We start from the raw sequence: 19,253 nt of genomic DNA on the forward strand, positions 1-19,253 counted from the left end.
TTGAGTCCGCCATGCCGCCCCGGGGCCGCCGAGAGGCGGCGCCGCAGGGCAGCACGGCGCGGCTCAGATCTCTTCGACGCTGCTCGCGTCGGGGCGGCGGGAAAGGTCGATACCGAGCTCCTCTGCAGCCCGGTACACCTCCTCGTCGGTGTCGCGCATCTCGATCGAGGTGCCGTCGGAACTGAGCACCTCGACGTTCAGGCACAGCGACTGCATCTCCTTGATGAGCACCTTGAAGGACTCGGGGATGCCCGGCTCGGGGATGTTCTCGCCCTTGACGATCGCCTCGTAGACCTTGACCCGGCCGGGGACGTCGTCGGACTTGATGGTGAGCAGCTCCTGCAGCGCGTACGCGGCGCCGTAGGCCTCCAGTGCCCACACCTCCATCTCACCGAAGCGCTGGCCACCGAACTGCGCCTTACCACCCAGCGGCTGCTGGGTGATCATCGAGTACGGCCCGGTGGAGCGAGCGTGGATCTTGTCGTCCACCAGGTGGTGCAGCTTCAGGATGTACATGTAGCCGACCGCGATCTCGGACGGGAACGGCTCGCCGGAGCGGCCGTCGAACAGCTTCGCCTTGCCGTTCACGCCCACCAGCTGGTCGCCGTCACGCGTGGGGGTGCTGGACTCCAGCAGCCCGCGCAGCTCGTGCTCGGCCAGACCGTCGAACACCGGGGTGGCTACCGGGGTTCCGGGCTCACCGGTGAGGGCCTCCGGGCGCAGGTTCTCCGCCCAGGCGGGGAGCTTGCCCTTCTTCGCGTCGGCGATGCCGGCGTCCCAGCCCTGCTTGGCGACCCAGCCCAGGTGTGTCTCCAGGACCTGGCCGACGTTCATCCGGCCGGGCACGCCCAGCGGGTTCAGGATGATGTCCACCGGGGTGCCGTCCTCGAGGAACGGCATGTCCTCGACGGGCAGGATCTTGGAGATGACGCCCTTGTTGCCGTGCCGGCCGGCGAGCTTGTCGCCGTCGGTGATCTTGCGGCGCTGAGCGATGTAGACGCGGACCAACTGGTTCACGCCCGGGGGGAGCTCGTCGCCCTCGTCGCGGTTGAACTCGCGGACTGCGATCACCGTGCCGGACTCACCGTGCGGGACCTTCAGCGAGGTGTCGCGCACCTCGCGCGCCTTCTCACCGAAGATCGCGCGCAGCAGCCGCTCCTCCGGGGTCAGCTCGGTCTCACCCTTCGGGGTGACCTTGCCGACCAGCACATCGCCGGCCCCGACCTCGGCACCGATGCGGATGATGCCGCGCTCGTCCAGGTCGGCAAGCACCTCGTCGGAGACGTTCGGGATGTCCCGAGTGATCTCCTCCGGGCCCAGCTTGGTGTCCCGAGCGTCGACCTCGTGCTCCTCGATGTGGATCGAGGAGAGCACGTCGTCCTGCACCAGTCGCTGGGACAGGATGATCGCGTCCTCGTAGTTGTGTCCCTCCCAGGACATGAACGCCACCAGCAGGTTCCGGCCGAGAGCGAGCTCGCCCTCGTCAGTGGCCGGACCGTCGGCGAGCACCGAGCCCACCTCGACCCGGGCGCCCTCGTCCACCAGCACCCGCTGGTTGTAGCAGGTGCCGTGGTTCGAACGCTGGAACTTCTGCACCCGGTAGGTGCTGGAGGTGCCGTCGTCGTTGGCCACCAGAACCGCGTCGGCGGACACCTCGGTGACCCCACCGGGCTTGGTCGCCACGATCACGTCACCGGCGTCCACTGCGGCACGCCGCTCCATCCCGGTACCCACCAGCGGGGCCTCGGACTGGACCAGCGGCACCGCCTGGCGCTGCATGTTCGCACCCATCAGGGCGCGGTTGGCGTCGTCGTGCTCCAGGAACGGGATCATCGCGGTCGCCACGGAGACCATCTGCCGTGCCGAGACGTCCATGTAGTCCACGTCCTCGGCGGGCACGTCGATTGCCTCTCCGCCACGGGTGCGGACCAGCACTGTTTCCTCGGCGAACGCGCCGGACTCGGTCAGCGGTGCGTTCGCCTGGGCGATCACGTACCGGTCCTCGTCGTCCGCGGTGAGGTACTCGACGTCGTCGGTCGCCTTGCCCTTGATCACCTTGCGGTACGGGGTCTCGACAAACCCGAACGGGTTGATCCGGGCGTAGGTGGCCAACGAGCCGATCAGGCCGATGTTCGGGCCTTCCGGGGTCTCGATCGGGCACATCCGGCCGTAGTGCGAGGGGTGCACGTCCCGGACCTCCATACCCGCACGGTCACGGGAGAGACCCCCCGGGCCGAGCGCGGAGAGCCGGCGCTTGTGGGTCAACCCGGCGAGCGGGTTGTTCTGGTCCATGAACTGGGAGAGCTGGCTGGTGCCGAAGAACTCCTTGATGGAGGCCACCACCGGCCGGATGTTGATCAGGGTCTGCGGCGTGATCGCCTCAACGTCCTGCGTGGTCATCCGCTCCCGCACCACGCGCTCCATCCGGGACAACCCGGTGCGCACCTGGTTCTGGATCAGCTCACCGACCGCACGGATGCGGCGGTTGCCGAAGTGGTCGATGTCATCGGTCTCGACCAGCACCTCGATCGGCTCGCCGTGGCGGACGCCGGCGATCGTGCGCTCGCCCTTGTGCAGTGCGGCGAGGTACTTGATCGTGGCGACGACGTCGGTCAGGCTGAGCACCGACTCGTCCAGCTCGGCGTCCACACCCAACTTCTTGTCGATCTTGTAGCGCCCCACCTTGGCCAGGTCGTAGCGCTTGGAGTTGAAGTAGAAGTTGTCCAGCAGCGCCGACCCGGCCTCCACTGTGGGCGGCTCACCCGGGCGGATCTTCCGGTAGATGTCCAGCAGCGCCTCGTCCTGGGTGCCGACAGTGTCCTTCTCCAGGGTCTCCAGCACGGTCGGGAAGTCCGCGAACTCCTCGCGGATCTCCGACTCGGTCATGCCGAGCGCCTTGAGGAACACGGTCACCGACTGCTTGCGCTTGCGGTCCACGCGCACACCGACGGCGTCACGCTTGTCGATCTCGAACTCCAGCCAGGCGCCGCGAGAGGGAATGACCTTCGCGGTGAAGACGTCCTTGTCCGAGGTCTTGTCCGGAGTGCGCTCGAAGTACACGCCCGGGGACCGAACCAGCTGAGAGACGACCACGCGCTCGGTGCCGTTGATGATGAATGTGCCGCGGTCGGTCATCAGCGGGAACTCGCCCATGAACACCGTCTGCGACTTGATCTCGCCGGTGGTGTAGTTGACGAACTCCGCCGTCACGAACAGCGGTGCGGAGTAGGTGAAATCCTTCTCCTTGCACTCTTCGGCCGGGTACTTCGGCGGCTCGAAGCGGTGGTCGCGGAAGGAGAGCGACATCGTCGCCCCGAAGTCCTCGATCGGGGAGATCTCGGTGAAGATCTCCTCCAGGCCAGAAGTGGTGGTGACGTCGTTATTGCCTGTTTCGACCGCTTCAGCCACCCGCGCGCGCCACGCCTCGCTGCCGAGCAACCAGTCGAAGCTGTTCAGCTGCAGCCCGAGGAGGTCGGGAGCTTCGAGGGGCTCGTGGATCTTCGCGAACGAGACCCGGCGAGAGGCGGTACGTTGGGTGATGGCGTCGGTGGTCGGAGCAGAAGGGGTGCGCGAGGCAGCCAAGAGGGGTCCTTCCCTACGAATTGTGTGCACACACGCTCACGTCACCACAGCACGCTTCTTCGGACCTCGCTCGACGCGTGGCATGGCGAAGTTCGTGATCCGACGATGGGTGCTGGGGCAGACGACAGCGCAAAGCGACAGCATACTCACATTGCAGAGCATTGTCCAGCGTCAGGGGCGCCGGGTCGCGTTGGCGGGCGGCGGCTCGGCCGGTTGGCCGGGCCACGGCGGGCCGGTGGGATTCGGGTGGCGACTTGACCGGTGTGCGCCGCAGGCGCTCCGGTATCGTGCGGCAGTTCAGCCTAGTCACGCAACGAGGCCCGCACCGTCTCGGGTGCGGGCCTCGTCGTCGTGGCGCTACGGCGTGTTGCCTTCGGCGAGTCCCGCAGCTGCGGTCCTCGCCTGGCTCACTTGAGGGTGACGGTGGCGCCGGCGCCCTCGAGGGCCTCCTTGGCCTTGTCCGCGGCCTCCTGGTCGACACCTTCGAGAACCGGCTTCGGCGCACCGTCGACCAGGTCCTTGGCCTCCTTCAGGCCGAGGCTGGTGAGGGCACGCACCTCCTTGATGACCTGGATCTTCTTGTCGCCCACGCTCTCGAGGACGACGTCGAACTCGGTCTGCTCCTCCTCGGCGGGGGCGTCGCCACCGGCGGCGGCGCCACCGGCAACGGCCACGGCCGCCGGGGCAGCAGCGGTGACCTCGAAGGTCTCCTCGAACTGCTTCACGAAGTCCGAGAGCTCGATGAGGGTGAGGTCCTTGAAAGCATCGATGAGCTCGTCAGTGCTGAGCTTCGCCATGATCGGCGTTCCTTCCTGTTGGTCCTGCTTGCGCAGATGCGCGAGAAGCAGTGGTGGGTGGTCGAACCAGGGCCGTCAGGCCGCTGCCTCGTTCGCCTGCTTCTCCCGCAGGGCTTCGATGGTGCGCACGGCCTTGGAAGCCGGCGCGTTGAAGACGTAAGCCGCCTGGTGCAGCTTGGCCTTCATGGCGCCCGCGGCCTTGGCCAGGAGCACCTCACGGGACTCGAGGTCCGCGAGCTTGGTGATGTCGCCGGCGGTGATGGCGTTGCCGTCCATCACCCCGCCCTTGACGACGAGGGCCGGGTTGGCCTTGGCGAAGTCACGCAGTCCCTTGGCCGCCTCGACCGGGTCACCGTCGATGAAGGCGATGGCGGTCGGACCGGTCAGCTGGCCGTCGAACGCGTCGATACCGGCGTCCTTGGCCGCAAGATTGGTGAGCGTGTTCTTCACCACGGCGTACTGGGTGGAACTGCCGAGGGCGGTGCGCAGCTCCTTGAGCTGGGCGACTGTGAGCCCGCGGTACTCAGTCAGCACAGCAGCCGTGGACTGGCGGAGCTTCTCCGTCAGCTCGGCAACTGCCGCTGCCTTGTCAGGCCGTGCCATGAGCCCTCCTTCCGTGATGTGCCGCGGCCGGACCCACAAAAGAAGGCCCCGCGCAGATGCACGGGGCCTGAGTTGCTCACGACGGCGGAACTTGCCGGGAGAGAGTCAGTCACGTTCACCTGCGCTGGCCCCGCTGAGCGGGCTTAACCCCCGTCTAGCGACGGGCGACCGGCGGTCTGAGGCGATGGTTACTCTACCCGGCCGGGCTGCGCCGTCAAAATCGCGAGCCTGAGAGGCTGCTCACACCACCCCTCCCCCACCTCGCCCCGGGTCGTCAGGTGAGGAGTGCGCCATAGCGCACCCCTGACAGGACGACCCCGGGGGTGGGCCGGGTGGGATGCCGACGGCCCGGCTCCCGTCGCGGGAACCGGGCCGTCGGTCGAACTGGGTGAGCTCCGTCAGGCGGTGGCCAGCGGAATGCCCGGGCCCATCGTCGTGGAGAGCACGGCCTTGCTGATGTAGCGACCCTTGGCCGAGGACGGCTTCAGGCGCTGCACCTCGTCGAGTGCGGCCGCGTAGTTCTCCAGCAGCGCCTCCTCGGAGAAGGACGCCTTGCCGATGATGAACTGGAGGTTGGCGTGCTTGTCGACGCGGAAGTCGATCTTGCCGCCCTTGATGTCGGTGACGGCCTTGGTCACGTCCATGGTCACGGTGCCGGTCTTCGGGTTCGGCATCAGCCCGCGGGGGCCGAGCACACGACCCAGCCGGCCAACCTTGCCCATCAGGTCCGGCGTGGCCACGGCCGCGTCGAAGTTGGTGTAGCCCCCGGCGACCTTCTCGATCAGCTCGTCGCCGCCGACCTCGTCGGCCCCGGCCTCGATCGCCTGCTCGGCGCGGTTGCCGGTAGCGAACACCACCACGCGGGCGGTCTTGCCGGTGCCGTGCGGCAGGTTCACCGTGCCACGGACCATCTGGTCCGCCTTGCGCGGGTCCACACCGAGGCGGAAGACCACCTCGACGGTGGAGTCGAACTTGGTACCGGCGGTCTTCTTCGCCAGCGCCACGGCCTCGGCCGGGGTGTACTGCTCGTCGCGGTCCACCAGGTCGGCGGCCTTGCGATACGTCTTGCTGCGCGTTGCCATCTGCTTCTCCTTGGTTCTCAGCAGTTGTGGTACGGGTCCGCGCGGACCCTGCCACGTCGACGCCGGGTGGCGCCGGGGGTTCAGTTGACCGTGATACCCATCGAGCGGGCGGTGCCGGCGATGATCTTCGCGGCGGCGTCCACGTCGTTGGCGTTCAGGTCGGTCATCTTGGTCTCGGCGATCTCGCGCACCTGGTCCATGTTCAGCGAACCGACCTTGGTGGTGTGCGGGGTGCCCGAGCCCTTGGCCACGCCGGCGGCCTTCTTGATCAGCTCAGCGGCCGGCGGGGTCTTGGTGATGAAGGTGAACGAGCGGTCCTCGTAGACGGTGATCTCGACCGGGACCACGTTGCCGCGCTGGGACTCCGTAGCGGCGTTGTAGGCCTTGCAGAACTCCATGATGTTCACGCCGTGCTGACCCAGCGCGGGGCCGATCGGCGGTGCGGGGTTCGCGGCGCCGGCCTGGATCTGGAGCTTGATCAGGCCGGTGACCTTCTTCTTGGGGGGCATGCTGTGACTCTTTCTGGTGGTGGGCCCACGCCGTGGGCGATGACCCGGTTGCATAACCGGGCGGTTGCCCGGTCAGGTTCTGGCTCTGGTGGAGCCGGTCAGATCTTGGCGACCTGGTTGAACGACAGCTCGACAGGAGTCTCGCGGCCGAAGATCGAGACCAGCACCTTGAGCTTCTGGCTCTCGGCGTTGATCTCGGAGATGGTGGCGGGCAGGGTCTCGAACGGCCCGTCGGTCACCGTGACCGACTCGCCCACGGAGAACTCGACCTGCACCGCGGGCGCACTGGCCGGGGCAGCCCCGGTCGCGGCCGGCGTCTTGGCCTCGATGGTCGGGGCCAGCATGGACATGACCTCGTCCAGGGTGAGCGGCACCGGCTGGTGGGTGTTCCCGACGAAACCGGTGACCCCCGGCGTGTGGCGCACCGCGCCCCACGACTCGTCGGTGAGGTCCATCCGCACCAGCACGTAGCTGGGGATCCGCACCCGGCGCACCAGCTTGCGCACCGAGTTCTTGATCTCGACGACCTCTTCCATCGGCACCTCGACGCCGAAGATGTAGTCCTCCATGTTCAAGGACTGGATCCGGGACTCGAGGTTGGCTTTCACCCGGTTCTCGTAGCCGGCGTAGGAGTGGATCACGTACCACTCGCCGGGCAGGCTCCGCAGCTCGGTGCGGAACGCTGCGACCGGGTCCTCAACGGGAGCCTCGCTCGCGGGCGCCTGCTCGGCCTCGACGGCGTCGGTCACCTCCTCGGTGGAGGTCACCTCATCCTGGGCCTGGGCGTCTTCAGACACGTGCTCGACCTGCTTCCCTCATCCGATGTCGTCTCTCGATGGTCCGTAGTGCTGGCGGTGGTGGCTCGTCAGCCGCCGAACGCCCACAGCACCAGGCGTCCAATACCGTAGTCAAGGGCACCGACGTAGGCCATCATGATGATCAGGAAGACCACCACCACAGTTGCGTAGGTGAACAGCTCGTTCCGGGTCGGCGTGACCACCTTGCGAAGCTCGGCGATCACCTCCCGGACGTACCGGACGATCCGGGCAAAGACGTTCGGGCGCGTGGCGCGCGCCGCCTCGGCCTCTGCTCGCGACGTCGTCGCCCTGCCTTTACCCCCCTCAGCGGCACGGACCGAGGTGGGCCGACCGGACGAGGAACCACCTGAGCCGCGCGCCGAGCGGGTGCTGCGCACCGAGGTGCTGCGGGTGCTGCCGGAGCTCTTTGCGGCGGCTACGTCTTTGCTCTTGTCAGCGGACTCAGATTTCTCCGCGCCCTTGGCCTCGTCCGCGGGCTCAGACTTCTCCGCCTCGCTCGACTCGCCTGCTGGCTCAGCCTTCTTCGAGTCGGCAGCGGCGGCGTCGGCCTCTGTCGCGTCGTCGCCAACCAGGCCATCAGCCTGCGGCTGGTCTGTGCCTTCTGCCCCTTCTGGAGCAGCGTCGCCACGGCCGTGGTCCTCGGGCTCGCCCGAGTCGGCACTCGTGGATTTGCTCACAGAACTGCTTTCGTTGGCTCGATGACTGCGGGTGGGGTGCTGAGGTGAGGTGCAGGGTAGGAGGGACTCGAACCCACAACCGCCGGTTTTGGAGACCGGTGCGCTACCAATTGCGCCACTACCCTTTGCAGTGAACGCCGCCGGTGATCCGGGCCGATGGGCACAAACCAGCGTGGCGGACGTCAACCACCGGACACCGAGTGTACGGGACATCGACGGCCAGGTCGAACCACCCTACGCGAGTCCGCACCCCAGCTGAAGCCGGCGCCCGCCCGTGCGGGGGAAATTCGGCGACGAAGCCTCGGCCGAGAACGTTCGCGAGACGCGGGCGGGTGGGAATGGCCGTATCTGCGCGCGCTGACACCGATAATGGCTGATATGGCTTCGAAGGATCGTCAGTGGCGGATGAGTGTGCGCACGCGTGCCCTCGCCGCCCTCATCGGTCTGGCTGCGTTGGCGATGGCCGCAGCCGGGATGACGGCCTACTCCTTGGAGCGCGACCACACCGCCCGAGTGATGGACGAGTCGCTCCTGCGCAACGCGGACGAGATCCGCACCCTGCACGAACAGGGGGTGGACCCCGCGACCGGGGACCCGTTCGCGTCGGTGGAGGCGGTCCTGCGCACCGCGCTGAGCCGAGTGGTGCCGGCGGAGAACGAAGCGGTGGCCGGATTCATGGGCGCCGAGCTGTCCCAGGTTCCGAGCGTATTCACGTCCTTCCGGATCCAGGACGACCCCGAGCTGTTGGCCGCGGTGGCTCCGGTGAGTACCTGGTCCAGCGCCGACATCATGACGGTGGACACCGACCAGCGCAGCTATCGCGTGCTCGGGCTCCCGGTGCAGAGTGGTGGCGATGGGCCCGACGGTGCGGTGGTGCTCGCCTTCGACCTGGACGCCGAGTTCGCCCAGCTGAACAACACCTTCGGCACCTATGCGCTGGTGGCAGTGGTCGCGCTGGTCTGGATCACCGTGATCGGCTGGTTCGTGGTGGGCCGGATGCTGCTCCCGGTCACTGTGCTGCGCACTACGGCTGCCGAGATCAGCTCCTCCGACGACCTGTCCCGCCGGGTCCCGGTGACCGGGAAGGACGATCTTGCTGCACTGAGCGAGACGGTGAACGGCATGTTCGCTCGGCTGGAGCATACGTTCGCCTCCCAGCGTCAGCTCCTCGACGACGTCGGTCACGAGCTGCGTACGCCCCTCACCGTGGTGCGGGGTCATCTGGAGCTGATGGACCCCACCGACGCAGCCGATGCCGCGGACACCCAGGCGCTGGTCCTGGACGAGGTGGACCGGATGAACCTGCTGGTGGAGGATCTGATGACGCTGGCCAAGGCCCGGCGCCCGGACTTCGTCACCCTGATCGGCGTGGATATGGCACTGCTCACCGACGAGGTGCTTGCCAAGGCGCAGCCGCTGGGTGAACGCCGTTGGGTGTTGGACTCGCTGGCCGACGTGCAGGTCGAGGCTGACCCGCGCCGTCTCACCCAGGCCTGGCTGCAGCTGGTCTCGAACGCGGTGAAGTTTTCCGCCGAAGGCTCGACCGTGGCTATCGGGTCGCGGTACTCGCCGTCGACGGGCACAGTGCGGCTGTGGGTCCGGGACGAGGGTGCGGGTATCGAGCCGGAGGACCAGGCGCGCATCTTCGAACGGTTCGAGCGCTTGAATCCCTCCGTCGACGGGACCGGGCTGGGGCTGTCCATCGTGTCCCTGATCGCCGAGGCACACGGTGGTCAGGTGGACCTGGAATCCACTGTTGGCGCAGGGAGCACGTTCAGCATCGTCCTTCCGTTATCGCCCAGCGAGGCACCGCAACGTTCAGAAGAGAGGACAACCCGATGAGCCAGATCCTGATCGCGGAGGACGAGGAGCGGATCGCCTCCTTCGTGGCCAAAGGGCTGCGCTCCGCCGGCTACTCCCCCACCGTGGTACCCACCGGGACCGAGGCGATCGATCTGGCGAGTACCGGCGAGTTCGACCTGCTCATCCTGGACCTCGGCCTTCCGGACCGGGATGGCTTCGACGTGCTGAACACGATCCGCGGCCAGGGTGGGACGATGCCGGTGATCATCCTCACCGCGCGGTCGTCGGTCACCGACACGGTCACCGGCCTGGAGAGCGGCGCCGACGACTACATGGCCAAGCCGTTCCGGTTCGAGGAGCTACTCGCCCGAGTGCGGTTGCGGCTGCGGGCCGAGCCGACCGGCGAGGGCTCGACCGTACTCAGCCACGACGGGCTCTCCCTGGATCTGCGCACTCGGCGGGCGAGCGTCGGCGGACGTGAGGTGGATCTGTCCGCGCGAGAGTTCACCCTGGCGGAGACCTTCCTGCGCAGCCCCCGGCAGGTACTCAGCCGCGAGCAGCTGCTCTCCCGGGTGTGGGGCTACGACTTCGACCCAGGATCGAACGTGGTGGACGTCTATGTGCGCTACCTGCGCAAGAAGCTCGGCGCGGACCGGTTCGAGACGGTCCGCGGGATGGGCTACCGGCTCCGGTAGCACTCCGGACACACGTCGGCCCCGGTACCGCACTGGGCAGTACCGGGGCCGGCGGGTGACTAGGACCGTCAGTCGCCAGAGTCAGCCGAGGGGGCGCTCTGCGGGCTGTTCGGGCTGTTCGGGCTGTTCGGGCTCTGCGGGCTCGCAGGGCTGTTCGGGCTCGCCGGGGTATTCGGGCTGGCCGGAGTGTTCGGGCTCGCCGGGCTGTTCGGAGTGTTCGGGCTCGCCGGAGTGTTCGGGCTGTTCGGGCTCGCCGGAGTATTCGGCGTGTTCGGGCTCGCCGGAGTGTTCGGGCTCGCCGGGGTATTCGGGCTGGCCGGAGTGTTCGGGCTCGCCGGAGTGTTCGGGCTGTTCGGCGTCCGCGGTGACTGAGCCGACTGGGCCGTCTGGGCGGACTGTGCGGTGATCGCGGTCGTCGCGCTATCCGACGCGACGTTGGCCGGATCGGCGGTCGCCTCGACGCTCCCACCGCCGGCGAGGGCAGCCTCGATCGTCGGCCCGGCTGCCTGCGCCACCTTGGCGGTGGTGCCGGCGTTGGACTGGGGCAGCCCGTCGGACCCGGCGGCTGCTGCGGTGCCGGCGATTCCCAGCACACCCAGTGCGCCGGTCACAACCCATGCGGTACGCGTTTTCATGTCGTCTCCTCAGACTGTGGGTCCCGCACCCTGCGGGATCGTTCACTAGTGATACTGCTGCGGCTGGATGAGAGGACCAGGACAGGGCGGTGAGAGGTCTCTCATCTTCCACGCGGAGTGCGTGCGGGCTCGATCAGTCGTCGTCCGGCGAGTCTGCGCTCGGCGGAGACTGCGGGCTCTGCGGCGTCTGAGCGCTCTGCGCGGAGACCGGGGAGGCGAGCGAGACGGTCTCCGGTGCGTCGTCATCGTCCGACCCACCGTTGCCGGAGCCACCATTGCCGGACCCACCATTGCCCGAACCGCCGTTACCGGAACCGCCGTTGCCCGAGCCACCATTGCCCGAACCGCCGTTACCGGACCCACCATTACCGGACCCCCCGTTCCCGGAGCCACCGTTGCCGGAATCACCCGAGGAACCCTCCCCCGAGCCATTGCCGGACTGACCACCCGAGGTGCGTTCCTCGCTCGGCCGGGCTCCGCCGTCGTTGCCCGCTTCCGCCTGCTCGGTGACCTGCGGGCTCGGGGTGACCACGATCACCTCACCGGGTGCAGGGCTCGCCCCGCTCGGGCTGGTTGCCAGCACAGCGGCCACTACTCCGGCCACACCGAGCACACCGGTGGCCATCCAGGTCGTGTTCTTGCTCATGATTCCTCCGTCGTGTTCCTCAGCTGTGCTCTGCCTGCGGCGCTTCAGCCACCAGGTGGTGCGCACGGCTGAGCCAGTCCTCTGCCGTTGCCAACCGCTGCCGGGCCTGGTCCGGTCCGGTACCCGCCACCAGGGAGAGCACCACCCCCGCCACACGTGCGGCCAGGGACGCCGGGTCGCAGGTGCGGGCGAGGACCTCGAACCACTCGAGTACCAGCTCATCCCCGTGCGGATAGATCGTGGGCGCCAGCGAGCGCAGCACCGCCAGATGCCCGAGCAGCGTGGCGAGATCGTCCTCGCGCACGCCGGGCCCGAGCGAGTCCAGGTCGATCACCCCGCTGACGCTCCCGGCGGCCGTGAAGATGTTCGCCTCGTAGAAGTCACCGTGGGTCGGGACCGTCGGTGACGTGGGCCGCTCGGCCAGCACGTCCTGCACGCCGGTCTCGATCGCATCGATCCGCGCGCCTTCCTCTGGGAGGGTGCCGCGGGCGGCAGCCGCGTGGAAGTCGACGCGATCCACCCAGGAGGACCGTGCGCCGAGCTCCAACACCCCCGCGGGGAGCTCGTCCAACCAGGCGACCACCTCTCGCGGGTCAGGCAGGTCCCCGGGATGGCTCCGAGCAGCCGCGATCGCCTCGGCCAGCGGACGCCCCGCAGCGGTGGCGAGCACCAGAACTGTCGGCAGCGGGCGGGCCAGCACCTTCGGCGCCCGGTGCACCGGTGCCTCGAGCAGTCGATGCCGCCGTTCCAGCCGGCGGGCGCGCCGCTCCGGGAGCACCTTGAGGTAGCAGGTCGTCCCGTCCACGCTCGCGCGGATCACTGCGCGCCGGGTGGGCCGGTAGCTGAGCAGCTGGATCCGCGCAGGGCCGCCGTTGCCGACGCCCACGTCCCGCAACCACCCACCTACGGTGGCCGGATCGAGCGCCTGCTCCAGCCCAGGCAGAACCGGGTCCTGCGCGCGGCGCCACACCCGCACGGTCCGTACGCCGTCCTGGAGCACCGCCACTCCCGGGCCGTCCGGGACCTCAGCGGTCGAGGCAACCAGGTATTCGCTCACCTGCACCCCGGCGACGGCGTAGCCCACCCGGTATCCGACGCTCACCCCGGCACCGGGCCGGTGGTGCACGGAGTCCACCTCGGCGGCCCACTCGGTGATGGTCTCCCCGTCCGGATCGGGAGAGGCGTGTCGGCCCGGTGCGCCTGCCCGGCCGGAGCCGATGACGGCGAGGCGGAGCAGCTCACCGGCGTCAGAACCGGTGAGTACCTCGATCGTCGCGCGCTCGAGCGCAGGGCTGGACATGCCCCCATCACACCATCGAAACCCACGGCGCACATGAGCCGAAGATGAGAAAGCTCTCATCTGGGCAGGTCCGGGCTCCTACAGTGGACGGGTGGTTCGAGATCTGCGCGCCCTGCCGAAGGCACACCTGCACCTGCACTTCACCGGATCGATGGACCCGCGCACCCTGGTGGAGCTGGCCGACCAGCAGCGGATCTCGCTGCCCGATTCCCTCCGTGCCGCAGTGGCCCCGGATGCGGCGCTCCGGCTGCCCGCCAACGAGCGTGGCTGGTTCCGGTTCCAGCGGATGTATGACGCCGCCCGAGCCGTGGTGCGGTCGGAGGAGGTGATGCGTCGGCTGGTGCACGAGGCCGCGGCGGCCGACGCCGCCGAAGGATCACGGCGGCTCGAGCTGCAGGTGGACCCGACCTCCTACGCCCCGTTCGTCGGCGGGATCACCCCGGCGCTGGAGATCGTCCTGGACGCGGCACGCCAGGCCAGCGCCGCCACCGGGGTGGAGGTGGCGATCATCGTGGCCTCGTCCCGGACCCGGCACCCGCTGGACGCACGGACGCTGGCCCGGTTGGCGGCACGGCACGCCGATGACGGGCCCGGTGGGGTGATCGGTTACGGCCTCAGCAACGACGAGCGCCGCGGGGACACCTCCGAGTTCGCCGGTGCCTTCCAGATCGCCGCCCGGGCCGGCCTCGCCCTGGTGCCGCACGGTGGCGAGCTGCTCGGTCCGGGACATGTGCGAGAGGTCGTGGCCCATCTGCACCCGGACCGGCTCGGGCACGGGGTGCGCGCGGCCGAGGACCCCGCCCTGCTGGACCGGCTGGTGGCGGACGGTATCGCGTTCGAGGTGTGCCCGGCCTCGAACGTCTCCCTCGGGGTGTACGCCCGGGCCACGGACGTCCCCCTGGCCACGCTGCACGCTGCCGGCGCGCAGATCGCCCTCGGTGCCGACGATCCCTTGCTGTTCTCCTCCCGGCTGCTCGCCCAGTACGAGGCCGCCCGGCAGGTGCACGGATTCAGCGATAGCCAGCTGGCCGATCTGGCCCGCTCCTCGATCACCACCTCGCGTGCGTCGGGGAGCACGAAGGCGCAGCTCCTCAGCGAGGTGGACGAGTGGCTCGCCCAGCCCGCAGGCGACTGATCCTGAGTCGGCCGGCGGTCGCTGGTCAGGCGTCCTGGCGCACCGGGTCGCTCGGCGAGAACCAGCCGGTGAACAGGCGCCACCCGTCATCGAAGTGACCGCCGCGCACGTACAGGTACTGCTCGTCGGTCAGCGGCTCGTCACCGACGTAGGCCCAGGCGCCGCCGCTTCCGGTAACCGAGAGCTCGAGCTCACCGTCGGCGGGCGAGATCAGGGTCAGGTGCCCGCGGGCGTCATCGGACATTCCTACCTGGAGGTCGCCGAAGATCGGGTACTCCCCCGAGCGGGCGATCACCGGGTCCGTCTCCGCCAGCTCCACCTCCGGGTCGACCGTGCCCGACAGGTGGTCGGACTCGGTGTGCACCACCAGGGCGGCGAACTCGCCGCCAGGCGCCACCCCGACGATCAGGCGCTCCGCCGGGGAGTCACCGCCACCACCTTCGGGGTGTTCGGCCAGGTGCACCACCCAGTGGGTTCCGGGCTGGTCGAGCAGGCTGAGCCGCTCGACCTGTTCTGCGGAGGGTGCCTCGGCGCCGCTGGCCAGCATCGCCTCCGGGTCCTCGGCCACCCCGGCTACGTACTCCTGCGCGGTCTCGATGGCGCTCTCGTCGCTCTCCGGGATCGAGCACCCGCACGCCGCGGAGTCGCCGAGCACCAGCACCAGGACTCCGACCACGACGGCGACCAGCACGAGCGCACCGGCCAGGACGACCTTGCGCCGGGTCCAGCGCCACCGGCCGGCGGCCTCAGTCATCCTCGGTGACCGGATCAGACGGGGAGAACCAGGCGGCCCCGAACCACCAGGCATCGTCCGACGAGCGCTGTCCGCCACGCACGTACCGGTACTCCTCCTCCTGCAACGGCTCCGCACCGACATACGCCCAGGCGCCGCCGTTTCCGGTCACCGAGAGCGCGATCGGATCGCCGGCGAGCGGGACCACCGCGAGGCGCCCGCGGGCATCGTCCGACATCCCGACGTTCAGCTCGCCGAAGATCGGGTACTGGCCGGAGCGGGCGATCACCGGCTCGGTCTCCCTTGCCTCCACCGCCGGGTCCACTGTGCCCTGCTCGTAGTCGGTCTCGGTGTGCACCACCAGCGCCGCCACCTCCCCTTCGGGTGCGATACCGACGACCAGCCGCTCGGCGGGTGAACGCCCGTAGCCACCGTCGGGTCGCTCGGTGACGAGCACGGTCCAGGTGGTGTCCGGGTGATCGAGCAGGCTGAGCTGGCTCACCTGCTCAGCCGTGGGGGCCTGGGCGTCCTCGGCCAGCATCGCCTCCGGTGCCTCGTCCACCCCGGCCACGTACTCCTGCGCGGTGGCGATCGCGTCCTCCTCGTTCGGTGGGATCGAGCAGGCGCAGGAGGCCGAGCTGCCGATCACCAGCACCACCACGCCCACGACGACGAGCAGCACCACGAGGATCCCGGAACCGATAGCGACCTTGAAGCCGATAGAACGCGCCATGTCCCGAACCTTGCCAGGGCGAGTCCGCGCCGTCGATGGGCACAACTGTCCCTCCCACAGCGCCGACATCTGGCGTGCGCCAGCGCCGGCCGACCATCCAGCACGGCTACGGTGGAGCGGTGCGAGCGTCCCGGATCACCACTGCAGCACGCCGGGGCGGAGCGTGGGCAGCGGACTATGCCTACGCCGTCCGGCAGATCGGTGCCGGACTGATCCGCCCGGCACCCGAGTGGGCCACCTCCGGGGCCACCTCCGGCACCCAGGTGCCGGTCCTGCTCATCCCGGGCATCTACGAGTCATGGCGCTTCCTCGAACCGCTGGCGGAGCGGCTGCTGGACGCGGGCCACCCGGTGCACGTGGTGCGCGAGCTCGGCCTCAACCATCGCAGCGTGCGCAGTGGTGCGGACATGGTGGCGGCGAACCTGCGCACGCTGGCCGCGCGCGAGGTGGTGCTGGTGGCGCACAGCAAGGGTGGTCTGATCGGTAAGCAGGTGCTGCTGGACCGGGCCGACGGCGTCACTTACGGTGCACAGGCCGGTGCGGGCGATGCGCGGCCCGGGCCGCGGGTGCTCGGGTTGGTGGCGGTGAACACCCCGTTCCGGGGCTCGGCCTATGCCACGTTCATGCCGGTGCGGGCGGTGCGCGCCCTCTCCCCGCGAGCGCTGCGGGCGCTGGCCGAGCAGCGCGCTGTGGACGCGCAGATCACGTCGCTGTACACGTCGTGGGACCCGCACATCCCCGGGGGCAGCGAGCTGCTGACGGCCCGGAACGTACAGGTACCGGCGGTCGGGCACTTCCGAATCCTCGGCGACCGGCACACCCAGGACGCGATCGTGGCCGCAGTCCGCAGCTACCAGGAGGGGTAGCGACGCCGCGTGCCGGCCAGCGCACACGTGCCGGCCAGTGCCGGGCGACGCACACGTGCCGGCCAACGCCACGCGTGCCGGCCAACGCACGCATGCCGGCCAACGCACGCATGCCGGCCAACACCACGTGTACCGGCCAACGCCACGTGTACCGACCTCGCTGCTCCGGCCAGAATCGGCGTGCAGCTCAGAGCCGCACGCCCACCAGCACCGGTTCGCAGACCAGCTCGACCCCGAAGGTGGTGCGCACACCGTCGCGAACCTCGCGGGCCAGGTGGAGCAGCTCGTCCGTGCTCGCCCCGCCGCGGTTGGTCAGGGCGAGGACATGCTTGGTGGACAACGCTGCCGGACCCGGCATGCCGTGCCCCTTCTCGAACCCGGAACGGGCGATCAGCCACGCTGCGCTGGTCTTCACCCGGCCGCTGCCGGCCTCGAACCTCGGGGCATCGGCCGGCAGCCGGTCCGCCTCGGCAGCCGGGAGGATCGGGTTGGTGAAGAACGACCCGGCACTCCAGGTGTCGTGATCGGCCGGGTCGAGCACCATCCCCTTACCGCCGCGCAGCGCCAGCACCGCCTCGCGCACTTCGGCCGACGGCGCCCGCTCCCCCAGCTCCACGTCCAACGTCCTGGCCAGCTCCGGGTAGCGCACCGGCGCCGAGGTATCCGCGAGCACCATCTGGAAGCCGACATCCAGCACCACGTAGCGAGGTGTGGGCCGCCACGCCCGGCCGGCGCCGTCGTCAGCGAGCGACTCCTTGAGCACCGAGGAGCGATACCCGAAGCCCAGCTCCGACCGGGCGAGGGTGCGCACCCGGCCGGCAGCCCGGTCCCAGGTGCGCACCGAGGAGATCACCTCGGCCACCTCTTGGCCGTACGCGCCGACGTTCTGTACCGGGGTGGCGCCGGTGCTCCCCGGGATCCCGGAGAGTGCCTCGATCCCCCGCCAGCCCTCGGCCACTGCGCGCAGCACCACATCGTCCCAGACCTGCCCGGCCGGCACCCGGATCGCCGCGCCACCGCAGGAGTCCGCGGTCTCCACGCTGATGCCGCGCCGCGCGTCGCGCACCACCACGCCGTCGAACCCCTGGTCCGCGGCGAGGACGTTAGAACCGCCGCCGAGCACCAGCAGCGGGACGCCTTCGGCGTCCGCGGCGGCGATCGTGGCGATCAGCTCCTCCTCGGACTCGGCCGACACCAGCGAGCGCACCGGACCGCCCACCCGCAGGGTCGTCAACTGCGCCAGCGTGGCTGTCACCGTCTCCTGCTCAGTGGCCGTCCTCATGACCTGCCACTCTACGACTCGCAGGCCCGGCCGTGGGGCTGGTCGGCGCACCCGTCTGCTCTGCGGTCTGCGGGGGCCGCGCTGCGGGGATCGCCAGCAGGCCAGCCACCAGCGGCACCAGGATCACCAGCAGGGCGCTGCGGGTGCCGACCACATCGGCGAGCAGGCCGAGGACCCCGGGCCCGACCAGGAACGCGGTGTACCCAATCGTGGAGACCACGGACAGCCGGGCGGCGGCCTTCATCGGTTCATCGGAGGCGGCGCTCATCCCGACCGGGAAGCCGAGTGCAGCACCCATCCCCCACAGCACCGCGCCAGCCAGGGCCACCGGCATGCTCGGCACCAGGCAGAACACCGCCAGTCCGACGATCGCCAGCGCCGTGCACAGCCGCAGCACCGTCACCCGCCCGAACCGGTCCAACAACCAGGTGCCGAGGAAGCGCATCACGGTCATCCCGATGAGGAAGATGGTCAACCCGCTCGCGCCCACATCGTTAGGCACGTCGAAGCCGTCCACGACGGCGAGTGCGAGCCAGTCGTTGGCCGCCCCCTCGGTCAGGGCGGCCGCGAGGACCACCAGGCCCACCATCAAGGTGCGCGGCTCCAGCCAGACCCGCGCGAAGGAGGTGTGCGCGCTGTGCTGCGCTGCGCCGTCGGGGGTGGGCTCGGCGGGCGGTTCCGGGAGGAAACCGCGGCCGAGGACGATCACCGCCACCAACGCCAGCCCCACCACGGTCATCACGTGCAGCGGGACACCGATGCCGAAGCGCATCGCTACCGCGCCGAGCGCGGCACCGAGCACCGTGCCGATGGAGAAGCCGCCGTGGAAAGCGGGCATGATCGCGCGGCCGAGGGCCTGCTCCACCCGGGCACCGGCGAAGTTCATCGCCACATCCCAGCCACCGATTCCCATCGTGGTCACGAACAACCCGGCGGTGAGCAGCAGCGGCAGACCGGAGGCCACCCCGGTCACCGCCAGCCCCAGGCCGACCGTGGCCAGGATGGCGGCGACCAGGACGGTGGCCCGGGCGCCGATTCGGGCGATCACGCGCCCGGACAGCGGCAGGGAGAGGACGGAGCCGAGCGAGCCGACCACGATGATCAGCCCCAGGTCGCGCTCGCGCAGGGAGAGCTCGTCGCGGATGGTCGGGATGCGGGAGAGCCAGTTCGCGAAGGTGAACCCGTTCAGCACGAAGGTGGCGAACACCACGGCGGCAGCACGACGCGCAGAGGCGGTGGTGGTGGACATCGCGGCGCTTTCGTCCGTGGGGTGGGCCGCGGCCGGCGGCAGAAGCCCGCGGCGGGCGGAGGACCAGGCGGCCCCTGGACTATGGTGCGACTCAGCCCGAGCGGGGTC

The 19,253-nt window shown here is 69.6% G+C and carries 18 protein-coding genes and 1 tRNA gene; 5 read left to right on the plus strand and 14 right to left on the minus strand.

All coding sequences use genetic code 11. From position 1 onward, the window contains the following. Nucleotides 1-63: 63 nt before the first annotated feature. The 8 genes from rpoB to FU260_RS19615 form a co-directional block, all read right to left on the minus strand. Nucleotides 64-3,582 (minus strand): DNA-directed RNA polymerase subunit beta, encoded by a 3,519-nt coding sequence (rpoB, locus tag FU260_RS19580; protein ID WP_147918574.1) that lies wholly within the window; start codon nt 3,580-3,582, stop codon nt 64-66. Between the two features lie 407 nt (nt 3,583-3,989). Continuing rightward, nucleotides 3,990-4,379, minus strand: a complete 390-nt coding sequence (gene rplL, locus FU260_RS19585; RefSeq protein ID WP_147918575.1) for a 50S ribosomal protein L7/L12 — start codon at nt 4,377-4,379, stop codon at nt 3,990-3,992. A 75-nt stretch (nt 4,380-4,454) separates the two neighbouring features. Next, on the minus strand, nt 4,455-4,982 hold the full coding sequence (rplJ, locus tag FU260_RS19590; RefSeq protein ID WP_147918576.1) for a 50S ribosomal protein L10: 528 nt from the start codon (nt 4,980-4,982) through the stop codon (nt 4,455-4,457). Nucleotides 4,983-5,380: 398 nt separating this feature from the next. Then, nucleotides 5,381-6,064: a 50S ribosomal protein L1 gene (rplA, locus tag FU260_RS19595; protein WP_147918577.1), complete on the minus strand. Its 684-nt coding sequence runs from the start codon at nt 6,062-6,064 to the stop codon at nt 5,381-5,383. An 80-nt stretch (nt 6,065-6,144) separates the two neighbouring features. Further along, nucleotides 6,145-6,573, minus strand: coding sequence for a 50S ribosomal protein L11 (gene rplK, locus FU260_RS19600; protein WP_147918578.1), 429 nt, complete (start codon nt 6,571-6,573; stop codon nt 6,145-6,147). A 98-nt stretch (nt 6,574-6,671) separates the two neighbouring features. Beyond that, nucleotides 6,672-7,370, minus strand: a complete 699-nt coding sequence (gene nusG, locus FU260_RS19605) for a transcription termination/antitermination protein NusG (RefSeq protein ID WP_147918579.1) — start codon at nt 7,368-7,370, stop codon at nt 6,672-6,674. A 68-nt stretch (nt 7,371-7,438) separates the two neighbouring features. Further along, nucleotides 7,439-8,068, minus strand: coding sequence for a preprotein translocase subunit SecE (gene secE, locus FU260_RS24265; RefSeq protein WP_244951249.1), 630 nt, complete (start codon nt 8,066-8,068; stop codon nt 7,439-7,441). Nucleotides 8,069-8,120: 52 nt separating this feature from the next. Further along, nucleotides 8,121-8,193 (minus strand) — tRNA-Trp (locus FU260_RS19615). Between the two features lie 253 nt (nt 8,194-8,446). Here FU260_RS19615 and FU260_RS19620 point away from each other — a divergent pair. The 3 genes from FU260_RS19620 (at nt 8,447) to FU260_RS19630 (ending at nt 10,938) form a co-directional block, all read left to right on the plus strand. Then, a complete protein-coding gene (locus tag FU260_RS19620) occupies nt 8,447-9,910 on the plus strand; it encodes a sensor histidine kinase (RefSeq protein WP_244951250.1) in 1,464 nt (487 codons plus the stop codon). Further along, nucleotides 9,907-10,566 carry a response regulator transcription factor gene (locus FU260_RS19625; RefSeq protein ID WP_147918580.1) on the plus strand — a complete coding sequence of 220 codons (660 nt, stop codon included), beginning with the start codon at nt 9,907-9,909 and terminating at the stop codon, nt 10,564-10,566. The genes FU260_RS19620 and FU260_RS19625 overlap by 4 nt, the downstream gene beginning before the upstream one ends. Before the next feature lie 186 nt (nt 10,567-10,752). Continuing rightward, the gene (locus tag FU260_RS19630; RefSeq protein ID WP_187368417.1) at nt 10,753-10,938 is read left to right on the plus strand and encodes a hypothetical protein; all 186 of its coding nucleotides are present in this window, start codon (nt 10,753-10,755) and stop codon (nt 10,936-10,938) included. Nucleotides 10,939-11,334: 396 nt separating this feature from the next. Here the strand turns inward: FU260_RS19630 and FU260_RS23905 are convergent, their stop codons facing one another. Both FU260_RS23905 and FU260_RS19640 read right to left on the minus strand, forming a co-directional pair. After that, entirely contained in the window at nt 11,335-11,847 is a 513-nt protein-coding gene (locus FU260_RS23905) for a hypothetical protein (protein WP_187368413.1), read from the minus strand. Nucleotides 11,848-11,866: 19 nt separating this feature from the next. Then, a complete protein-coding gene (locus tag FU260_RS19640) occupies nt 11,867-13,147 on the minus strand; it encodes a phosphotransferase (RefSeq protein ID WP_147918581.1) in 1,281 nt (426 codons plus the stop codon). Between the two features lie 91 nt (nt 13,148-13,238). On the opposite strand from FU260_RS19640, the gene FU260_RS19645 reads away from it, so the two are divergent. Beyond that, nucleotides 13,239-14,282, plus strand: a complete 1,044-nt coding sequence (locus FU260_RS19645; protein ID WP_147918582.1) for an adenosine deaminase — start codon at nt 13,239-13,241, stop codon at nt 14,280-14,282. A gap of 25 nt (nt 14,283-14,307) precedes the next feature. Here the strand turns inward: FU260_RS19645 and FU260_RS19650 are convergent, their stop codons facing one another. Both FU260_RS19650 and FU260_RS19655 read right to left on the minus strand, forming a co-directional pair. Then, nucleotides 14,308-15,036 carry a hypothetical protein gene (locus FU260_RS19650; protein WP_147918583.1) on the minus strand — a complete coding sequence of 243 codons (729 nt, stop codon included), beginning with the start codon at nt 15,034-15,036 and terminating at the stop codon, nt 14,308-14,310. Continuing rightward, the gene (locus FU260_RS19655) at nt 15,029-15,748 is read right to left on the minus strand and encodes a hypothetical protein (protein ID WP_147918584.1); all 720 of its coding nucleotides are present in this window, start codon (nt 15,746-15,748) and stop codon (nt 15,029-15,031) included. Before FU260_RS19655 ends, FU260_RS19650 begins: the two co-directional genes overlap by 8 nt. A gap of 119 nt (nt 15,749-15,867) precedes the next feature. Here FU260_RS19655 and FU260_RS19660 point away from each other — a divergent pair, with 119 nt between their 5' ends. Continuing rightward, entirely contained in the window at nt 15,868-16,614 is a 747-nt protein-coding gene (locus tag FU260_RS19660; RefSeq protein ID WP_147918585.1) for an esterase/lipase family protein, read from the plus strand. Nucleotides 16,615-16,801: 187 nt separating this feature from the next. On the opposite strand, the gene FU260_RS19665 is transcribed toward FU260_RS19660, so the two are convergent. Next, nucleotides 16,802-17,896, minus strand: a complete 1,095-nt coding sequence (locus FU260_RS19665; protein ID WP_147918586.1) for a UDP-N-acetylmuramate dehydrogenase — start codon at nt 17,894-17,896, stop codon at nt 16,802-16,804. Continuing rightward, nucleotides 17,880-19,145, minus strand: a complete 1,266-nt coding sequence (locus FU260_RS19670; RefSeq protein WP_147918587.1) for an MFS transporter — start codon at nt 19,143-19,145, stop codon at nt 17,880-17,882. Before FU260_RS19670 ends, FU260_RS19665 begins: the two co-directional genes overlap by 17 nt. Nucleotides 19,146-19,253 lie beyond the last annotated feature (108 nt).

Origin of the sequence: Ruania zhangjianzhongii (genome assembly GCF_008000995.1) — a bacterium.
Lineage (GTDB): Bacteria > Actinomycetota > Actinomycetes > Actinomycetales > Beutenbergiaceae > Ruania > Ruania zhangjianzhongii.

Bases quoted from the DNA above. Each gene is read 5' to 3' on its own strand.
- FU260_RS19655 (WP_147918584.1), bottom strand. From the start codon at position 15,748: ATGGCGCGTTCTATCGGCTTCAAGGTCGCTATCGGTTCCGGGATCCTC.
- rplA (WP_147918577.1), bottom strand. From the start codon at position 6,064: ATGGCAACGCGCAGCAAGACGTATCGCAAGGCCGCCGACCTGGTGGAC.
- FU260_RS19670 (WP_147918587.1), bottom strand. From the start codon at position 19,145: ATGTCCACCACCACCGCCTCTGCGCGTCGTGCTGCCGCCGTGGTGTTC.
- FU260_RS23905 (WP_187368413.1), bottom strand. From the start codon at position 11,847: ATGAGCAAGAACACGACCTGGATGGCCACCGGTGTGCTCGGTGTGGCC.
- rplK (WP_147918578.1), bottom strand. From the start codon at position 6,573: ATGCCCCCCAAGAAGAAGGTCACCGGCCTGATCAAGCTCCAGATCCAG.
- FU260_RS19640 (WP_147918581.1), bottom strand. From the start codon at position 13,147: ATGTCCAGCCCTGCGCTCGAGCGCGCGACGATCGAGGTACTCACCGGT.
- FU260_RS19625 (WP_147918580.1), top strand. From the start codon at position 9,907: ATGAGCCAGATCCTGATCGCGGAGGACGAGGAGCGGATCGCCTCCTTC.
- FU260_RS19665 (WP_147918586.1), bottom strand. From the start codon at position 17,896: ATGAGGACGGCCACTGAGCAGGAGACGGTGACAGCCACGCTGGCGCAG.
- FU260_RS19650 (WP_147918583.1), bottom strand. From the start codon at position 15,036: ATGACTGAGGCCGCCGGCCGGTGGCGCTGGACCCGGCGCAAGGTCGTC.
- rplL (WP_147918575.1), bottom strand. From the start codon at position 4,379: ATGGCGAAGCTCAGCACTGACGAGCTCATCGATGCTTTCAAGGACCTC.
- FU260_RS19620 (WP_244951250.1), top strand. From the start codon at position 8,447: ATGGCTTCGAAGGATCGTCAGTGGCGGATGAGTGTGCGCACGCGTGCC.
- rplJ (WP_147918576.1), bottom strand. From the start codon at position 4,982: ATGGCACGGCCTGACAAGGCAGCGGCAGTTGCCGAGCTGACGGAGAAG.